Origin of the sequence: Cupriavidus gilardii (genome assembly GCF_013347325.1) — a bacterium.
GTDB lineage: Bacteria > Pseudomonadota > Gammaproteobacteria > Burkholderiales > Burkholderiaceae > Cupriavidus > Cupriavidus gilardii.
In genome coordinates, this window is the sequence record NZ_CP054626.1 from 388,718 (window position 1) to 406,677 (window position 17,960).

Sequence of the window (17,960 nt, forward strand, 5' to 3'; positions counted from 1 at the left end):
ACGATGCCCACATGGAATGGCTGACTGACCCCACGATCTGGATTGGCCTGGCGACGCTGGTGGTGCTCGAGATCGTGCTCGGCATCGACAACCTGGTGTTCATCGCGATCCTGGCCGACAAGCTGCCGCCGGGGCAGCGCGACAAGGCGCGCATCATCGGCCTGTCGCTGGCGCTGTTCATGCGGCTGGGTCTGCTGTCGGTGATGTCGTGGCTGGTCACGCTGACACGGCCCCTGTTCGCGCTCGGTCCGCTGGAATTTTCGGGCCGCGACCTGATCCTGCTGGCCGGGGGCATCTTCCTGCTGGTCAAGGCCACGCTGGAGCTGCACGAGCGGATCGAGGGCAAGCCCGAGCATGAGGTCGAGAAGCCCGCCTATGCGGGCTTCTGGCTGGTGGTCACGCAGATCGTCATTCTCGATGCGGTGTTCTCGCTGGATTCGGTGATCACCGCGGTCGGCATGGTCGACCATCTGAGCGTGATGATGGTCGCGGTGGTGATCGCGATCGCTGTGATGCTGTTCGCGTCCAAGCCGCTGACGCGCTTCGTCAATGCCCACCCTACCGTGGTGGTGCTGTGCCTGAGCTTCCTGCTGATGATCGGCCTGAGCCTGGTCGCCGATGGCTTCGGTTTCCACATCCCCAAGGGCTATCTGTACGCGGCGATCGGCTTCTCGGTCGGCATCGAGGCGCTGAACCAGCTGGCGCGCCGCAATCTGCTGCGCTACGAGGCGCGCCGGCCGATGCGCCAGCGCACCGCCGATGCGGTGCTGCGCCTGCTTGGCGCGCGCCGCGCGGCCGAAGGGGAGGCCGGCGAGCCGGTCAGGCGGGACACGGCCGCGCCCGCGGCCTTTGCACCGGAAGAGCGTAGCATGGTCAGCGGCGTGCTGTCGCTGGCCGAACGCTCGGTCCGCTCGATCATGACGCCGCGCTCGGAGCTGTCGTGGATCGATATCGAGCAGGATGCCGACACGCTGCGCCGGCAGATCCTCGCCACGCCGCACAGCTTCTTTCCGGTCTGCCGTGGACAACTGGACGAGATCCTCGGCGTCGCGCGCGGCAAGGACCTGATCGGCACACTGGCCGAGCACGGCCGCATCGACGAGGCCAGCCTGCGGCCGCCGATCGTGGTGCCGGAATCGCTCCGCATCTTGCCGCTGATGGAGACGCTGCGCGCGTCGCGCGGCCAGCTGGTGCTGGTGACCGACGAATACGGCGCGGTGCTGGGGGTCGTCACGCCGGTCGACGTGCTCGAGGCGATCGCCGGAGAATTCCCCGACGAGGACGAGCATCCGACCATCGCGGCGGCGGGAGAGGGGCGCTGGCTGATCGACGGCAGCGCCGATCTGCATGCGGTCGCCCATGTGCTGGAACTGGGCGAGTCGTGGACGCAATCGCAGGGCCGCTATGCGTCGCTGGGCGGCCTGCTGCTGGACCGCTTCGGCATCGTGCCGCCGGTGGGCAGCGCGATCGATCTGGACGGCTATCGCTTCACGGTGGTCGAGGCGACCGAACGGCGGATCGATCGTATCGAAGTGGTGCGCCCGGGCGCCGAATCGGTGCAGGCGGGCGCCGACGCCGAGCAGCGGGAGCGCTGAAGGGAATCGACGGTGCGGGTGCTGATACGCGGGACCGCTCGTACGCGGAGACCGATGCGCGCGCCCTTACACGCCGAACGACTGCAACCGCGAACGGGCGGGCCGGCTCGCGTCGCGCGACCGTACCGGGCGCAGCTCGCCTTGCCACGGTGCGGCCAGCGCATCGAGCCGGTGGTCGCCGGCCAGCGTCTTGTCGTGCAGCGCGTCGCGCAGCGCCTGGCCGATGGCCATGCGGCACAGCGCCTCGCCGTCGCGCGTCAGCGTGCGCACGTCCGCGCCCGCACCGGCGCGGATCGTAAAGGAGCGCCGGCCCACGCCGACGAAGCTGGTGAAGCGCACGCAATCGCATTCGCCGGAACCGGCGAAATTGACGCTGACATGGTAGGCAAGGCTGGTGCCGGCCCATGGCAACGTACAAAGGTAACTGACGGCTTCGCTCATGGCGGCCTCGCTTTGGCGCTTCAGGCCGTAGGCAGCGTTTCGGTCGGAACCAGGCCGTCGATGATGGCGCGGCCGTAGTCGACGGCGGCGCGCCGGGCGGTGCCGACGTTCTCGCACGATCCGCTGGTCAGGCGGTACAGCCGCGATTGCTCGTTGCCGGGCGGCTGGCCCTCGATGCAGATCATCACGGAGACATCGAAAGCAAGTTCGGGCTTGGTGCGCGGCCATGTCTGCACCGGCGCGCGCCGGTAGACCAGCGGATAGAGCTCGTAGCCCTTGTAGCTGGCGGTCGGAAGGGAGTCCATGCATCGCTCCTGTTGAACAACGTGGACGCCGGCTTGCTGCAATCAGCAAAAGAACCGCCGGCAATAAAAAACCCCGCAGGTGCGGGGTTTTCGTGGCTAGCGTCAGATCGCTTCGATCTTCGTGGCGGCCGGGCCCTTCTGGCCGACGCCGCGCACGAAGCGCACCTTCTGTCCTTCCTGCAGCGACTTGAAGCCACTGCCCTGAATTTCGGAAAAATGCGCGAACAGATCGTCGCCGCCGGCGTCCGGCGTAATGAAGCCGAAGCCCTTCGAATCGTTAAACCACTTTACGGTACCGGTATCCATGACTATCTCCTGGACTGTTCCCATCGGACGAATGTCCCGAGGGGCATGACGATCAAGAAGAAACATGGAGAAGAAGTGGCGGAGCCGGGGGCGGCCAACTCGGTAATCGACGTGCTTGCTTGAAGATCCTGCGGTTCCCGTTATACAGGTCATGTGCCGGGCTGTCAAAACAATGCCGCAAATCGATTGACGACACCGCTTGCCGCATCTTTATACCTTCTTTACGCCTCACCGCCGCCTTTCTACCCCGTTTTTAGCCGTCCGTCCCTAATCTGCAAGCCGGTATCACTCTCGGTATTTGCCATGGACGGGATCTTCCTGATCGTACTGTTCGGTTTCGCCGGACTCGGCGCCGCGCTGCTGCGGCTGTGCGCCGCGCTGACGCCGCGCGCACCGGCCAATGCGGGCCAGCATGGCCCGGCGGACGACACGCCGCCGCGCGGCGCCACCCCGGGCAGGGGGCAATGATGGACTGGACCGATCTGCTGGCCGCGGCGTTGGCCGCGGCCCTTTTCGTCTATCTGCTGATCGCGCTGCTGCGCCCGGAGAAATTCTGATGACCACGCAGTTCATTGGCCTGCTGGCCCTGTATCTCGCCGTGCTGATGGCGATCGCCCCGCTGCTTGGACGCTATCTGCGCCGGGCCGTCGAGGACGGCCAATACGCGTTGACCGCCTGGGGGCGGCCGCTCGAGCGCCTGCTCTATCGCGCCGCCGGCATACGCGCCGATGCCGAGATGGGCTGGCAACGGTATGCGATCGCCGTGCTGGCGTTCAACGTGCTGGGTGTGGTGGCGGTCTATGGCCTGCAGCGCTTGCAGGGCATGCTGCCGCTCAATCCGCAGGGCTTCGGCCCGGTGTCGCCCGATTCCGCGTTCAACACGGCGATCAGCTTCGTCGCGAACACCAACTGGCAGGGCTATGCCGGCGAATCGACGATGACCTATCTGACGCAGATGCTGGGCCTGGCCGTGCAGAACTTCGTGTCCGCGGCCACCGGCATCGCCGTGGTGTTTGCGCTGATCCGCGGCTTCGCGCGGCAGAGCGCGGCGACCATCGGCAATTTCTGGGTCGACATGACCCGTACCACGCTGTACGTGCTCGTGCCGATCGCGACCGTCATCGCGCTGGCCCTGGTCAGCCAGGGCGTGATCCAGAACTTCGATGCCTACAAGCAGGTGTCGATGGCATCGACGGTCGAATACACGGTGCCGAAGATCGATGCCGCCGGGCAGCCGCTGCGGGATGCCCAGGGCCAGCCCATCGTCGAGCCGGTCCGTACGGAAAAGCAGACGCTGGCGATGGGCCCCGTCGCGTCGCAGGAAGCGATCAAGATGCTGGGCACCAACGGCGGCGGCTTTTTCAACGCCAACTCGGCCCATCCGTTCGAGAACCCGACCGCGCTGGCCAACCTGATCGAGATGCTGGCGATCTTCCTGATTCCCGCCGCGCTGTGCTTCACCTTCGGCGAGATGGTCGGCGACCGTCGCCAGGGCCTGGCGGTGCTGGCCTCGATGACGGCGATCTTCGTCGCGATGGCGTGCGTCGCGGCGCTGGCCGAGCACCAGGCCAATCCGGCGCTGGCGGGATTGCCGGTGGACAGCCTCGCCTCGGCCTGGCAGGACGGCGGCAATATGGAAGGCAAGGAAACGCGCTTCGGGCTGGCGGCATCGGCGCTGTTCGCCACGATCACCACCGCGGCATCGTGCGGCGCGGTCAATGCAATGCACGATTCGTTCACCGCGATCGGTGGCCTGGTACCGATGCTGCTGATGCAGCTGGGCGAGGTCGTGTTCGGCGGCGTCGGCTCGGGCCTGTACGGCATGCTGGTCTATGCGGTGCTGGCGGTGTTCATCGCCGGACTGATGATCGGCCGCACGCCCGAATACCTGGGCAAGAAGATCGAGGCCTGCGAGATCAAGATGGCGGCCGTGGTCATTCTCGTCACGCCGCTGCTGGTGCTGCTGGGCACCGCGGTGGCGGTGATGGCCGACGCCGGCCGCGCCGGCGCGCTGAACCCCGGCGCGCACGGGTTCTCCGAGATCCTCTACGCGCTGTCCTCGGCCGCCAACAACAACGGCAGCGCATTCGCCGGGCTGTCGGCCAACACGCCGTTCTACAACACGTTGCTGGCGGCGGCGATGTGGTTCGGCCGCTTCTGGGTGATCATCCCGGTCCTCGCGATGGCCGGCACCCTCGCGGCAAAGAAGCGCGTGCCGGCGAGCGCCGGCACCATGCCGACGCACGGGCCGCTGTTCGTGGTGCTGCTGGCCGGCACGGTGCTGCTGGTCGGTGCGCTGACCTATGTGCCGGCGCTCGCGCTGGGTCCGGTGGCCGAGCAGCTGCAAGGCGCCGCGTTTCGATGAGCCAGGCGTTCTCTTTCTCCTGATGACACCGGACGCCGCGCGCTGGCTTGCTGCGTCGGCGTCCGTTCCTCCTCTCTAGCGCACTGCGGAGATCCCATGCAACAAGAATCGACGGCCAATGCGGCCGAGATCGGCGGCAATCCGGACGACATGTCGGCCGCCACGCCCCTGGCCGATCGCTCTCCCACTTCCGACCGTGCCGCGGCGCACGGCATGTTCGCGCCGCAACTGCTCAAGCCCGCGCTTGCGTCGGCCTTCCGCAAGCTGTCGCCGCGCCAGCAGCTGCGCAACCCGGTGATGTTCGTCGTCTATGCCGGCAGCATCCTGACGACGATCCTGTTCCTGCGCGCCGCCTTCGAGCCTGCGGCGTCCCCTGGCGGCGAGAGCGCCGGCTTTATCCTGGCCGTCGCGGTCTGGCTGTGGTTCACGGTGCTGTTCGCCAACTTTGCCGAGGCGCTGGCCGAAGGGCGCAGCAAGCAACAGGCCGCGGCGCTGCGCGGGCTGCGCACCACGGTGACGGCGCGCGTGCTGAAGGACGGCCGGCGCGGCGGCGCCACCGAGCCGCGCGCGGCCACGGCGCTGCGCCGCGGCGACGTGGTGCTGGTCGAGGCCGGCGACATGATCCCCGGCGATGGCGAGGTGATCGAAGGCGTCGCGTCCGTCGACGAGAGCGCGATCACCGGCGAATCGGCGCCGGTGATCCGCGAGTCGGGCGGCGACTTCTCGTCGGTAACCGGCGGCACGCGCGTGCTGTCCGACTGGATCGTGGTGCGCATCACCGCCAATCCCGGCGAAACCTTCATCGACCGGATGATCGCGATGGTGGAAGGCGCCAAACGGCAGAAGACGCCGAACGAGCTGGCGCTGACCATCCTGCTGGTGGGCCTGACCATCGTGCTGCTGCTGGCCACCGCGACGCTGCAGCCGTTCTCGGTCTACAGCGTGCTGGTGGCCAGGGCCGGCGTGCCGGTGACCGTCACGGTGCTGGTGGCTCTGCTGGTCTGCCTGATTCCGACCACCATCGGCGGGCTGCTGTCGGCCATCGGCGTGGCGGGCATGAGCCGGATGATGGCGGCAAACGTGATCGCCACCTCGGGCCGCGCGGTCGAAGCGGCCGGCGACGTCGACGTGCTGCTGCTGGACAAGACCGGCACCATCACCCATGGCAACCGCCAGGCGTCGCGGTTCATTGCCGCGCCGGGCGTGGCGCCGGCGCAGCTGGCCGAGGCGGCGTGGCTGTCGTCGCTGGCCGACGACACCCCCGAAGGCCGCAGCATCGTCGCGCTCGCCCGCCAACAGGCCGACCTGCGTCTCCCCGATGTGCCGCAGCGCAATGCCACGTTCGTGCCGTTCACCGCGCAGACGCGGATGAGCGGCGTGGACCTGCACGGCAACGGCACGCAGCGCCACGTGCGCAAGGGCGCGGCCGATGCGGTGCGCCGCTACGTGGCCGAGCGCGCCGGCAAGTTTCCCGATGCCGTCATGCATGCCGTCGACGACGTCGCGCGCGCCGGCAGCACGCCGCTGGTAGTCGCCGACGAGCAGGACGGCCAGGTCCGCGTGCTGGGCGTGGTCGAGCTGAAGGACATCGTCAAGGCCGGCATCCGCGAGCGTTTCGGCGAGCTGCGCCGGATGGGCATCGAGACCGTGATGATCACCGGCGACAACCGGCTGACCGCGGCGTCGATCGCAGCGGAGGCGGGCGTCGACGACTATCTGGCCGAGGCTACGCCCGAGGCGAAGCTCAAGCTGATCCGGCAGTACCAGGCCCAGGGGCGGCTGGTGGCGATGACCGGCGACGGCACCAACGATGCGCCGGCGCTGGCCCAGGCCGACGTCGCGGTGGCGATGAACAGCGGCACGCAGGCGGCCAGGGAGGCCGGCAACATGGTCGACCTCGACAGCAATCCGACCAAGCTGATCGAGATCGTCGAGATCGGCAAGCAGATGCTGATGACGCGCGGGGCGCTGACCACCTTCAGCGTCGCCAACGACATCGCCAAATACTTCGCCATCATTCCGGCGGCGTTCGCCACCACGTACCCGCAGCTGGGGCTGCTGAACGTGATGGGGCTGTCCACGCCGGCGTCGGCGATCCTGTCCGCGGTCATCTTCAATGCGCTGATCATCGTCGTGCTGATTCCGCTTGCCCTCAAGGGCGTCGCCTACCGGCCGCTGGGCGCCGCGGTGCTGTTGCGCCGCAACCTGCTGGTCTACGGGCTGGGCGGCATCCTGGTGCCGTTCGTCGGCATCAAGCTGATCGACATGCTGCTGACCGCGCTGGGCCTGGCCTGAGGGCCGGATCGCCGGATCATCGAATCATCGAATCATGCGAATCATCGAATCGAAGGACACCATGATGAATACCCACGCATCGCCGCAGGCGGTGCCCCTTGCCGCCGAACAGGGGGGCCTGCTGCGCCCGCTGCTGACCGTCTTCGTCGCGCTGTCGGTGCTGACGGGGCTGCTGTATCCCGCCATCGTCACGGGCCTGGCCAAAGGCGTGTTTCCGCACGAGGCGGCCGGCTCGCTGATCGTCAAGGACGGCAAGACGATCGGCTCGTCGCTGATCGGGCAGCCGTTTTCCGAGCCGCGCCATTTCTGGGGCCGGCTGTCGGCCACGGCGCCGATGCCCTACAACGCGGCGGCCTCGGGCGGCTCGAATCTCGGCCCCAGCAATCCGGCGCTGACGGACGCGGCGCGCGCGCGCATCGAGGCGCTGCGCGCGGCCGACCCGGGCAACACGGCGCCGGTGCCGGTGGACCTGGTCACCGCCTCGGGCAGCGGCCTGGACCCGCATATCAGCCTGGCCGCGGCCGAGTATCAGGCGGCACGGGTCGCGCGTGCGCGCGGCCTGACATTGCAACAGGTACGCGAGCTGATCGCCGCCAACACCGACCGGCCCGCGTTGGCGGTGCTCGGCGATGCCGGCGTCAACGTCCTGCGGCTGAACCTGGCGCTGGACTCGCTGGGCGAGCCCGGTCCGAAGTAGTGCCGCGGGTGCCGTGGCAGAATGGCCTTCTTCTTGTTCTGCCTTAGCCCAGTCCGGTTCCATTGCCGATGACCGAAGCCGAATTGCGCGATAGCGGCGCGCGCGCCGATCCCGACGCCCTGCTGCAGATGGTCCGGCAGCAGGGCGAGCGTGCCGCGCGCGGCAAGCTGCGCGTCTATTTCGGTGCCTCCGCCGGCGTCGGCAAGACCTTCGCGATGCTGGCCGCCGCCCGGGCGGCGCTGGCCCAGGGCACCGATGTGGCGATCGGCGTGGTCGAAACCCATGGCCGTGCCGAGACCGAGGCGCTGCTGGCCGGGCTGGAACGGCTGCCGATGCGCGAGGTGCCCTACCGCGGGCGCGTATTGCGTGAGTTCGACCTCGACGGCGCGCTGGCGCGCCGTCCCGCGTTGATCCTGGTCGACGAGCTGGCGCATTCGAATGCGCCCGGCAGCCGCCACCCGAAGCGCTGGCAGGACATCCAGGAGTTGCGTGCCGCCGGCATCGACGTCTGGACCACGGTCAACGTCCAGCATCTGGACAGCCTGAACCAGGCGGTGGGCGGCATCACCGGAATCCGCGTCTGGGAAACCGTGCCCGATGCCGTGTTCGATGGCGCCGACGAGGTCGTGCTGGTCGACCTGCCGGCCGACGAGCTGCTGCGGCGGCTGAAGGAGGGCAAGGTCTATCTGCCCGAGCAGGCGCGCCATGCCGCGCGCCATTTTTTTCGCAAGGGCAATCTGATCGCGCTGCGCGAGTTGGCACTGCGCCGCACCGCCGAACGCGTCGATCACGACGTGCGCGCGTGGCGCCAGTCCGAGCCGGTGCAGCCGGTATGGCGCACGCGCGAGGCGGTGCTTGCCTGCATCGGCAGCGGCGACGATGCCGCGCAGGTAGTCAAGAGCGCGCGGCGGCTGGCGGACCAGCTCGATTGCGACTGGCATGTGGTGACCGTCGCCACGCCGCGGCTGGCGCCGCCTTCGGAGCGGGCCAGGGTCCGGCTCGAGGACGCGATGCGGATGGCCGAGCAGCTGGGCGCGCGCACCGAGACGCTGGCCGGTGCGGACATGGTGCAGGCGGTGGCCGGCTACGTGCGGCGGCACAACCTGACCAAGGTGGTGATCGGACGCGCGCCCGGAGATTGGCGTCGCGGCGGTGCCTCGCTGACCGAACGCGCGCGTGCGCTGCTGGCGCTGGCACTGTCGCCGCTGGTCGGCGCGCCGGCGGCATGGTTCGGGCGGCGCAGCTTCGCCGACGCGCTGGCGACCGGCTGTCCCGAGATCGACATCGTGCGCGTCGCCGCCGATACCACCCGTACCGACCTGCGCCCGCGCCACGATGCCGGCCAGCACCCCGACGCACCGGTCGGAGGGGCCCGGCGCCGCGACTACCTGTGGGCCGTGGTCTGGTGCGCCGGTGCCTCGGCGCTGTCGGCGCTGGCCACGCCATGGTTCGACGTCGTCAATATCGCGATGCTGTTCCTGGCCGCCGTGATGGGCGTCGCGCTGCGGCACGGGCGTGGCCCGGCGGCGTTGGCATCGGTGCTGTCGGTGGCCGCCTTCGATTTCTTCTTCGTGCCGCCGCGGTTGTCGTTCGCGGTCACCGACGTGCAGTACCTGCTGACCTTCGTCGTGCTGCTGTCGGTCGGCCTGGTGATCGGCCAGCTGACCGCCGGCCTGCGTGAGCAGGCGCAGGTCGCGGTGCAGCGCGAGACCGATGCGCGCACGCTGTACGAGCTGGCGCGCGAACTGTCGTCGGCGCTGACGCTGGACCAGATCGTGCCGATCGGCAGCCGCTTCCTGCGCGCCGCGTTCGACGCCAACTCGGCGTTCTTCCTGACGTCCCCCGACGGCAAGCTGCTGCCGCCGGTGACCGACCGGGAACAGCGGGACACGGCCGCGCGCACCGATTCGATCGACCACGTGCTGGCGCAATGGGTGTTCGACCATGGCCAAGCCGCGGGCACGGGCACGCATACGCTGCCCGGCAGCACCGTGCTCTACCTGCCGCTGAAGGCGCCGATGCGCACGCGCGGCGTGCTGGCGGTGGAGCCGGCCGCGTGGCGCGCGTTCGCGCAGCCGTCGCTGCGGCGCCAGGTGGACGCCTTCTGCACGCTGATCGCGATCGCCATCGAGCGGCTGCACTATGTCGAGGTCGCGCAGCAGGCGCTGCTGTCGATGGAGTCGGAGCGGCTGCGCAGCTCGCTGCTGGCCGCGGTATCGCACGATCTGCGCACGCCGCTGACCGGGTTGATCGGCATGGCGCAGACGCTGCGGCGCAGCGACCCGCCGCTGCCGCCGCCGGTGGCCGACACCGTCGCCGCGATGCTGGAGCAGGCGCAACGGATGCGCACGATGGTGGTCAACCTGCTCGACATGGCGCGGCTGCAGGGCCGCGAGGTGCGGATCAAGCGCGAGTGGCAGTCGGTCGAGGAGCTGGTCGGCTCGAGCCTGGCGGCGATGCGCGAGGCGCTGTCGCGGCACCGCGTCGCGGTGGCCGACCTCTCGCGCGTGCCGCTGGTCCAGTGCGATGCCGTGCTGATCGAGCGCGTGCTGTGCAACCTGCTGGAGAATGCGGCCAAGCACACGCCGGCGAGAACCGCGATCCGGCTGTCCGCCGAGGCCGGCGACGATGCGATCCGCATCGTCGTCGAGGACGACGGACCTGGCGTGCCGGCCGGCAGCGAACGCCAGATCTTCGAGAAATTCACGCGCGGGCAGCGCGAGTCGGCGACAACCGGCGTCGGCCTCGGGCTCGCCGTCTGCGAAGCCATCGTGCAGGCCCATGGCGGACGCATCTGGGCCGAGCCGGCGCGGTCCGCGCAGCGGCAGACAGCGCACGGACCCGGGGCGCGCTTCGTCGTCGCATTGCCCCGCGGCAATCCCCCGCCGGTGGAGGCCGAACCCGAGGCCCCGCACGCTTGAGCCGGTGCAGCCGAGCGACCGCAACGAACTCCATTACCCGTCATGCCATTCGAATTCTCCCCCACGGTGCTGCTGGTCGAAGACGAACCGCATATCCGCCGCTTCGTGCGCGCGACGCTCGAGGCCGAGGGCTGTACCGTCCATGAGGCCGAGACGTTGAAGCGGGGGCTGATCGACGCCGGCACGCGGCAACCCGATCTGGTGATTCTCGATCTGGGCCTGCCCGACGGCGATGGCGTCCAGCTGATCCGCGAGATGCGGACCTGGACCCAGGTGCCGATCCTCGTGCTGTCGGCGCGCAGCGACGAAGCCGACAAGATCGGCGCGCTCGACGGCGGGGCCGACGACTACCTGACCAAGCCGTTCGGCGTGGGCGAGATGGTGGCGCGCGTACGCGTGCTGCTGCGCCGGCATGCGAAGGCCAATCCGCAGGGCAGCCACCGGATCGCCTTCGGCGACGTGCAGGTGGACCTGGCCAATCGCATGATCACGCGCGCGGGGCAGCCGGTGCATCTGACGCCGATCGAGTATCGGCTGCTGTCGGTGCTGATCGCCCACCGCGGCAAGGTGATGACGCATCGGGATCTGCTGCGCGAGGTATGGGGGCCGTCGCAGTCGGAGAGCAGCCAGTATCTGCGTGTCTACATGGGCCATCTGCGCCACAAGCTCGAGCGCGATCCCGCACAGCCCGTTCATCTGCTGACCGAGACCGGCATCGGCTATCGCTTCGCGGGGTGAGCGCCCGCGGCCTGCGACGGCGTGTCTTTATGCCGTTCGCTTGCGGGGCACACGGCTTTTGACACCGTTTTTACGCGGGCACCGCTATCGTGGCGAGGGTCCCCAGCGGGACCGTTCCCTTCGACTTCTTCCCGGACTCCGTCACGATTGCCATGACCCTATCGCACCATGCCGCCGCGGCGCTGCTGGCCGCTCCCGCCTTCGCGCTGATTCTGCCGATGCCCGCCGCCGCGCAGACTACCGCCGCGCCATCCGCCGAACACACGCTGACGGCCAATCTGTCGCTGGCCTCCGAATACCGCTACCGCGGGATCATGCAGACCAACCGGCGGCCGGCGATCCAGGGCGGCTTCGACTACAGCCATGCGAGCGGCTTCTACGCGGGCAACTGGAACTCGAGCATCAGCTGGCTGAACGACAGCAACGACGAGGTGTCGGCGCCGATCGAGATGGACTTCTACGCCGGCTTCAAGAACACCTTCGGCGACGGCAAGTGGAACTACGACGTCGGCGTGCTGCAGTACTACTACCCCGGCGACTATCCGGCCAACTTCACGCGGCCGTACACCACCGAGCTGTACGCGGGCATCGGCTACGGCCCGGTGTTCCTGAAGTACTCGTACGCGCCGACCAACCTGTTCGGCTTCCACGACAGCAAGAACAGCTGGTACGTCGACCTGTCGGCCAACGTGCCGCTCGAGTTCTGGGGCCTGACGCTGAACGCGCACGTCGGCTATCAGAAGGTGCAGAACGTGGCGGACGCCTCGTACACCGACTGGAAGCTCGGCCTGACCAAGGACCTGGGCAATGGCCTCGCGCTGGCCGTCGCCTATATCGACACCAACGCGGACCGGACGGTCTATACCAACGCCAAGGGACGCTACATGGGCCGCGGCACGGCCTGGGCCACGCTGACGAAGACGTTCTGAGCCCGCGCCGCCATTGCCGCCGCCGCTATTGCGCGGCCACCTGCGCATGCACGTCATGCGCCAGCTCGAGCAGCCGCTGGCGGTCGATGCCGCCCGACACCGCGTAGCCGAACTTGCCGTCGATCCAGTAGAACACGTTGACCGGGCCGTCCTGATACAGCCGGAACGCGGTCACGTCGGCGGCGAGGTCTCGATGCGAGATGCACAGCGTGATCCGTTCGCCGTTGGCGTCGTGGTACATGAACTGCGCGACCGGGCCGTGGTTGCTCGGCAGCAGGCGTCCGCCCATCAGCGAGAAGCCGGTGCGTGTCAGGATCGGCGGCCGCACATCGGCGCCGAGCCGGTTCGATACCCATTTGACCAGCTCCTGCTCGCGGTCGGCGCCGACTTCGACCGGCCGGCGCACTTCGGGGGCGTAGATCACATGGGCAATCGCCGATTGGCGCGCGAACGATTCGCCGGTATCGAGACGCGCCGGCGCGCGCCGGGCGAGTTCGCCGCCGAAGGAGGGCACCGATGAGGGCACCGCGCGGCGCCACCCATCGGCATTGGCGCCGATGCCGATGCCGACCACCAGGGCCGCGGCCATGCCGCCCAGCAGCCGCCAGTCCAGCCGGCGCAGCCATGCGCCACGCCGGCCGGGGTCGCGCAGCCGCGACGGCAGCGGTTCGTTCAGCACGCGGTCGTAGCGGGCGTGCAGCATATGGTTCAGCGCGTAGTATTGGCTGATCCGCTGGGCCAGCTGTGGGTCGTGCTCGAGCCGCTGCTCGATCTCGGCGCGCCGCGCGTCGGGCAGCATGCCGTCGACGTAGGCGTGAATCTCTTCCTCGCTGATCGCGAATGTTTCGTTGCTCATCGCACCACCCTCAGTCGGGCTTCGGGTTTGACGCCGGCCATCAGGCTGCGCAGCCGCTCGCGTCCGCGCGACAGCCGCGACATCACGGTGCCGACCGGAATGCCGAGCGCCAGCGCCACTTCGGCATAGCTCATCGATTCGAGGCCGACCAGCAGCACCACCTCGCGTTGTTCGGCCGGCAGCCTCTGCAACGCGTAGTCGAGGTCGCGCACCTCCAGCGAGCCGGCGGGATTCGCCGTGCTGTGCCAGTCGGCGCCCGGCAGGCCGTCCGACAGCGTGTCGTCGTCCATCGGCACGTGCGGGGCGCGCATGCCGGCGCTGCGCATCTGGTTGACGAAGGCGTTATGCATGATCGTGAATAGCCAGGCCCGCAGATCGGTGCCGTCGTGGTATTGCCGCGCATGGCGCAGCGCGCGCTCGAGCGTGTCCTGCACCAGGTCGTCGGCCAGTTCGCGGTTGTGGACCAGCGCGCGCGCATAGCGGCGCAGCCGCGGCACGTGGTCGATCAGTTCTTCACGAACCCCCATCGCTGTTCCTTTGTCGGTCGGCGGGCCGCGCCGGGTTTCCCCTGCGTTGTGCCCTTGCAGCGTGAACACCGTCGGGGCGATTTTATTCCCGCCTTCGCCGGCCACTGTCCGGATTTTTTTGCCGCCCAACGGGAATAAGCGAGGCGGCAACGCTGTTCACCTGCTGGTACGGACCTCGAGGAGTTCAGCATGCCAGTCTGTTTTCGATGGCGCGGCCGCGATCGCGGCGCCGCGCGGGTGGCGTCCGCCATGCCGTTGGCCATGTCCGTGACCCTCTTGGGGGCGCTGGCCGCGTTTCCGGCGCCAGCATCGGCGGCTGAGCCGTCCTCCGATGCCGGCGATCACGCCGCCTTCCTCGCCGAGAACGATCGCGCGATGGAGCGGATGATGAACGACATGGCGATCGCGCCCAGCGGCGACGTCGACCGCGACTTCGTCCACATGATGGTGCCGCACCACCGCGGCGCGATCGAGATGGCGATGGCGCAGCTGCGGCACGGGCGCAATCCGCAGCTGCGCCGGATCGCGCAGGAAATCATCGCCACGCAGCAGCAGGAGATTGCCGCGATGTATCTGGCGATCGGGCAGGCGCCGCCGGTGGCGGATACGTCCGCCGATACGTCCGCCAATACGTCCGCCGATACTGCCGCGGTCGCCGGCAGCGCGACCGCGGGCAGCGAACCAGGCCACCGCGCCATCCACCATTCGCACAAGGAGCCACGATGAAGCCCACCCCGACCGCCGCCATCGTCGCCGCCATCGCGGCCCTGGCGCTGGCCCTGCCGGCCGTCACGCAAGCGGGCCAGCCGCCGCGCGCCGCCGCCGATCCCGACCGGCCGATCAGCCATCGCGACCGCATCTACGCCGCCGAGCAGTTCTCCAACACGGTGTCCGTCACAGATCCCGCCTCCAACGAGGTGCTCGGCATGATCCGGCTGGGCGAGCCGACGCCGGCCAACTTCAGCCCCTTGTACAAGGGCCAGCTACTGGTGCACGGGCTGGGCTTCTCGCCGGACGGCCGCACGCTGGCGGTGGTGTCGATCGGCTCGAACTCGGTCTCCTTCATCGACACGCAGACCAATGCGGTCAGGCACGTGACCTATCTGGGGCGCTCGCCGCACGAGGCGTTCTACACGCGGGATGGCAAGGAGGTCTGGGTCACCGTGCGCGGGGAGGACTATGTCGCCGTGATCGACGCGGCGACCTATCGCGAGAAGACCCGGATCGCCGTGCCGGCCGGACCCGGCATGCAGATCTTCTCGCCGGACGGCAAGTACGGCTATGTCTGTTCGTCGTTCCAGCCGCGCACCAGCGTGGTGTCCGTGGCCGAGCACAAGGTCATCGCGACCATCGAGCAGACCAGCGCCTTCTGCCCGAACATCGCGGCGACGCCCGACGGCAAGCAGGTCTGGTTCACGCTGAAGGACATCGGCAAGGTGCAGGTGTTCGATGCGCGTCCGCCCTTTGCGCCCATCCGCACCATCGATACCGGGCCGATCACCAACCACGTCAATTTCGTGCGCAACCGCAACGGCCAGTTCGCCTACGTGACGGTGGGCGGGACCAACGAGGTCAAGGTGTTCCGCACCGACGATTTTTCGCAGGTCGCGACCATTCCGGTCGGCAAGCTGCCGCACGGGCTGTGGCCGTCGGGCGACGGCAGCCGCATTTATGTCGGGCTGGAGAACGAGGACGCGCTGGCGGCGATCGATACGCTGAGCCAGCGCGTGGTCGCGACGATTCCCGTGGGCCAGGCGCCGCAGGCGGTGGTCTATGTGCCGGACGCGGTCAGGCAGGGCGATGGGCGGCAGAACCTGCAGCCGGCCGGCAGCATCGCACGAGCCACGCAGCTGTCGCTGGTGCCAGTCGCCGCGGGTGGATCCGAGCAGGCCCAGCAGGCCCAGCAGGCACAGCAGGTCCAACCTGCCCAACAGGCGCCCACCAGCGTCGCGCTGTTCGATCAGGGGCTGGTGCAGGTGCTGCAGGCCTCGGCGACCGGGCTGCAGCCGAAACAGGCTTATGTGCTGGGCCTGGCGGAGCGCGCGGACGGCGGCGGCCGCATCGAGCCGCTGGCGCGCTTCATGGCCAATCCGGCCGGCTCGGCAATCGTCAATACGGTCGGGCCGATTCGTCAGCTCGTCGCCGGCGGTGGCGAACGTCAGGAGGCGCGCCGCTATCTGGTGATCGCGCCGGTGACGGACGCCGGCATCGGCACGCCGGTGCAGCGGCAGGTGCCGTGATTGCCCAGGGCCCGGCGGGACAGCCCGGCCTATGGCATCTCCGCGAAGCACTCGGCCAGCCAGTCGGCCACGGCACGAAAGCGCGGCTGGCGGCGGTACTCCGACGGATAGGCCAGCCAGACCTCGCGCCGCACGTCGGGGCAATCCTGCAGCAGATGCAGCGACGGCTGCGTCCGCGCGGCGAAGTGCGGCAGCAGCGCGGCCCCGGTGCCGGCCGCGGCCGCCATCAGCAGCGTGTCGACGCTGTTGCTCGACAGCACGATCGCCTCGCGCGCGATCTGCTTGTCGACCCAGCGGATCTCGGGCAGCGCCACGCCGGGCGCAAGCGACAGCGCGAGCTGGCAGAACGGCAGCGCGGCGAGGCCCTCGTCGGCGTAGCGGCGGCGCATGGCCGCGTTGCCATAGACGCCGTAGTGGATCGCGCCGACGCGGCGCGCTACCACCTGTTCCTCGACCGGTCGATTGAGCCGGATCGCCAGATGCGCCTCGCGGCGTGCAAGGCTGGCACGGCGCGCCTCGACGATCAGTTCCACCGTCAGCCCCGGATGGCGCTCGCGCAGCGCCGGCAGCCGCTCGGCGATGAACAGCGTCGCCACGCCCTCGGTCGCGGTCAGCCTGACCGTGCCGGACACGCTGCCGGGGCTGGCGCGGCGCGCTTCGAGCTCGCGGCCGATCCGCGCGGCATGCCGCTCCATCTGCTCGGCGGCGGCCAGCGCAATGCGCCCGGCCGGCGACAGCTCGATCCGGCCCTGCATCGACTCGGCCACCGGCGCGCCGAGCGCCGTCTCCAGCCGCCGCAGGCGGCGGATCACGGTGGCATGGGTCAGCCCGAGTTCGCGCGCGCAAGCGGCATAGCTGCCCGAGCGGGCCAGTACGGCGAGCGTCAGCAGATCGTCCCAATGGGTGGTCCCGGCTGTTCGTTTTTGCACAGTGCCTCGTCGGAATTTGGCATGGTGAATCGGCAAGCCGAACCCTATCATGGCGGCATCGCACGATGTCGTGCATTCGACGAGGAAGAGACCCCATGCCGCAAGCCAAGACCCTGATGGATTTCGCCGGCGCGACCCGCAAGCCGGCCGACTGGCAGCAAGCCAGCCTGGTGCTGATCGACCACCAGCGCGAGTATGTCGACGGCAGCCTGCCGCTGTCCGGCATGGCCGAGGCCGTGGCCGAGTGCCAGCGCCTGCTGGCGGCCGCGCGCAAGGCCGGTGCACCGGTCGTGCACATCCAGCACCATGGTCAGCCGGGCGGGGCGATCTTCGATCCGCAGGGCCCTTATGCCGAACTGATCGCCGAACTCGCGCCGGCGCAAGGCGAGACCGTGATCGTCAAGCATCTGCCTAACGCCTTCGCCGGCACGGCGCTCGCCGACACGCTCGGCAAGACCGGCCGCAAGCAGCTGGTGATCGCCGGCTTCATGACCCATATGTGCGTCAGCGCGACCGCGCGTGCCGCGCTCGATCTCGGCTACACCACCACGGTGGTCGCAGCCGCCTGCGCGACGCGCGACCTGCCCGATCCAGTCAACGGAGAAGTGGTACCGGCCGCGGTCGTGCATCGCACCGCGTTGACGGAATTGAACGATCTGGTGGCGCTGGTGGTGCCGGATGCGGGAGCGTTGGCGGGGTAAGGTGTACAATCGCCGGGTAAGCGCCTGGACCAAATCTTGACAGCGCTCTCGGTATACGACGGACGTCACGATCCAGGACGCAAAAGAGAAGAAAGGCCGCTTGATGCGGCCTTTC

General features: G+C 69.0%; 18 protein-coding genes. 12 read left to right on the forward strand and 6 right to left on the reverse strand.

Annotated elements, in window-relative coordinates; translation table 11 throughout:
• Window positions 1–11 precede the first annotated feature (11 nt).
• A complete protein-coding gene (locus FOB47_RS11970) occupies window positions 12–1,595 on the forward strand; it encodes a TerC family protein (protein ID WP_174781172.1) in 1,584 nt (527 codons plus the stop codon).
• Between the two features lie 66 nt (window positions 1,596–1,661).
• Here FOB47_RS11970 and FOB47_RS11975 read toward each other — a convergent pair whose 3' ends face one another.
• From FOB47_RS11975 to FOB47_RS11985, 3 genes are all read right to left on the reverse strand, one after another.
• A complete protein-coding gene (locus tag FOB47_RS11975; protein ID WP_053821046.1) occupies window positions 1,662–2,036 on the reverse strand; it encodes a hypothetical protein in 375 nt (124 codons plus the stop codon).
• A 20-nt stretch (window positions 2,037–2,056) separates the two neighbouring features.
• A complete protein-coding gene (locus FOB47_RS11980) occupies window positions 2,057–2,341 on the reverse strand; it encodes a hypothetical protein (RefSeq protein ID WP_053821047.1) in 285 nt (94 codons plus the stop codon).
• A gap of 102 nt (window positions 2,342–2,443) precedes the next feature.
• Window positions 2,444–2,647, reverse strand: coding sequence for a cold-shock protein (locus FOB47_RS11985; RefSeq protein ID WP_006578114.1), 204 nt, complete (start codon window positions 2,645–2,647; stop codon window positions 2,444–2,446).
• A 303-nt stretch (window positions 2,648–2,950) separates the two neighbouring features.
• On the opposite strand from FOB47_RS11985, the gene FOB47_RS11990 reads away from it, so the two are divergent.
• The 8 genes from FOB47_RS11990 (at window position 2,951) to FOB47_RS12025 (ending at window position 12,592) form a co-directional block, all read left to right on the forward strand.
• Window positions 2,951–3,115: a hypothetical protein gene (locus FOB47_RS11990; RefSeq protein WP_174781173.1), complete on the forward strand. Its 165-nt coding sequence runs from the start codon at window positions 2,951–2,953 to the stop codon at window positions 3,113–3,115.
• Window positions 3,112–3,204, forward strand: coding sequence for a K(+)-transporting ATPase subunit F (gene kdpF, locus FOB47_RS11995; RefSeq protein ID WP_226994820.1), 93 nt, complete (start codon window positions 3,112–3,114; stop codon window positions 3,202–3,204). Before FOB47_RS11990 ends, kdpF begins: the two co-directional genes overlap by 4 nt.
• Complete coding sequence (kdpA, locus tag FOB47_RS12000) at window positions 3,204–5,012, forward strand: potassium-transporting ATPase subunit KdpA (protein WP_174781174.1); 1,809 nt, start codon at window positions 3,204–3,206, stop codon at window positions 5,010–5,012. The genes kdpF and kdpA overlap by 1 nt, the downstream gene beginning before the upstream one ends.
• A gap of 96 nt (window positions 5,013–5,108) precedes the next feature.
• The gene (gene kdpB / locus FOB47_RS12005) at window positions 5,109–7,307 is read left to right on the forward strand and encodes a potassium-transporting ATPase subunit KdpB (RefSeq protein ID WP_174781175.1); all 2,199 of its coding nucleotides are present in this window, start codon (window positions 5,109–5,111) and stop codon (window positions 7,305–7,307) included.
• A 64-nt stretch (window positions 7,308–7,371) separates the two neighbouring features.
• A complete protein-coding gene (gene kdpC / locus FOB47_RS12010) occupies window positions 7,372–8,004 on the forward strand; it encodes a potassium-transporting ATPase subunit KdpC (RefSeq protein ID WP_174782404.1) in 633 nt (210 codons plus the stop codon).
• Window positions 8,005–8,072: 68 nt separating this feature from the next.
• The gene (locus tag FOB47_RS12015) at window positions 8,073–10,925 is read left to right on the forward strand and encodes a sensor histidine kinase (protein ID WP_174781176.1); all 2,853 of its coding nucleotides are present in this window, start codon (window positions 8,073–8,075) and stop codon (window positions 10,923–10,925) included.
• A gap of 42 nt (window positions 10,926–10,967) precedes the next feature.
• Window positions 10,968–11,663, forward strand: a complete 696-nt coding sequence (kdpE, locus tag FOB47_RS12020; RefSeq protein WP_174781177.1) for a two-component system response regulator KdpE — start codon at window positions 10,968–10,970, stop codon at window positions 11,661–11,663.
• A gap of 152 nt (window positions 11,664–11,815) precedes the next feature.
• Window positions 11,816–12,592, forward strand: coding sequence for a TorF family putative porin (locus tag FOB47_RS12025; protein WP_174781178.1), 777 nt, complete (start codon window positions 11,816–11,818; stop codon window positions 12,590–12,592).
• 25 nt (window positions 12,593–12,617) lie between these two features.
• On the opposite strand, the gene FOB47_RS12030 is transcribed toward FOB47_RS12025, so the two are convergent.
• Both FOB47_RS12030 and FOB47_RS12035 read right to left on the reverse strand, forming a co-directional pair.
• Entirely contained in the window at window positions 12,618–13,448 is an 831-nt protein-coding gene (locus FOB47_RS12030) for an anti-sigma factor family protein (protein WP_174781179.1), read from the reverse strand.
• The gene (locus tag FOB47_RS12035; protein WP_053821052.1) at window positions 13,445–13,975 is read right to left on the reverse strand and encodes an RNA polymerase sigma factor; all 531 of its coding nucleotides are present in this window, start codon (window positions 13,973–13,975) and stop codon (window positions 13,445–13,447) included. Before FOB47_RS12035 ends, FOB47_RS12030 begins: the two co-directional genes overlap by 4 nt.
• 261 nt (window positions 13,976–14,236) lie before the next feature.
• Here FOB47_RS12035 and FOB47_RS12040 point away from each other — a divergent pair, with 261 nt between their 5' ends.
• Both FOB47_RS12040 and FOB47_RS12045 read left to right on the forward strand, forming a co-directional pair.
• Window positions 14,237–14,701 carry a DUF305 domain-containing protein gene (locus tag FOB47_RS12040; RefSeq protein ID WP_244959405.1) on the forward strand — a complete coding sequence of 155 codons (465 nt, stop codon included), beginning with the start codon at window positions 14,237–14,239 and terminating at the stop codon, window positions 14,699–14,701.
• Window positions 14,698–16,215, forward strand: coding sequence for a YncE family protein (locus FOB47_RS12045; protein WP_174781180.1), 1,518 nt, complete (start codon window positions 14,698–14,700; stop codon window positions 16,213–16,215). The genes FOB47_RS12040 and FOB47_RS12045 overlap by 4 nt, the downstream gene beginning before the upstream one ends.
• Window positions 16,216–16,244: 29 nt before the next feature.
• On the opposite strand, the gene FOB47_RS12050 is transcribed toward FOB47_RS12045, so the two are convergent.
• Window positions 16,245–17,144 carry a LysR family transcriptional regulator gene (locus FOB47_RS12050; RefSeq protein ID WP_244959406.1) on the reverse strand — a complete coding sequence of 300 codons (900 nt, stop codon included), beginning with the start codon at window positions 17,142–17,144 and terminating at the stop codon, window positions 16,245–16,247.
• Window positions 17,145–17,239: 95 nt separating this feature from the next.
• Here FOB47_RS12050 and FOB47_RS12055 point away from each other — a divergent pair, with 95 nt between their 5' ends.
• Window positions 17,240–17,845, forward strand: coding sequence for a cysteine hydrolase family protein (locus FOB47_RS12055; protein WP_006579951.1), 606 nt, complete (start codon window positions 17,240–17,242; stop codon window positions 17,843–17,845).
• The last annotated feature ends 115 nt before the right edge of the window (window positions 17,846–17,960 follow it).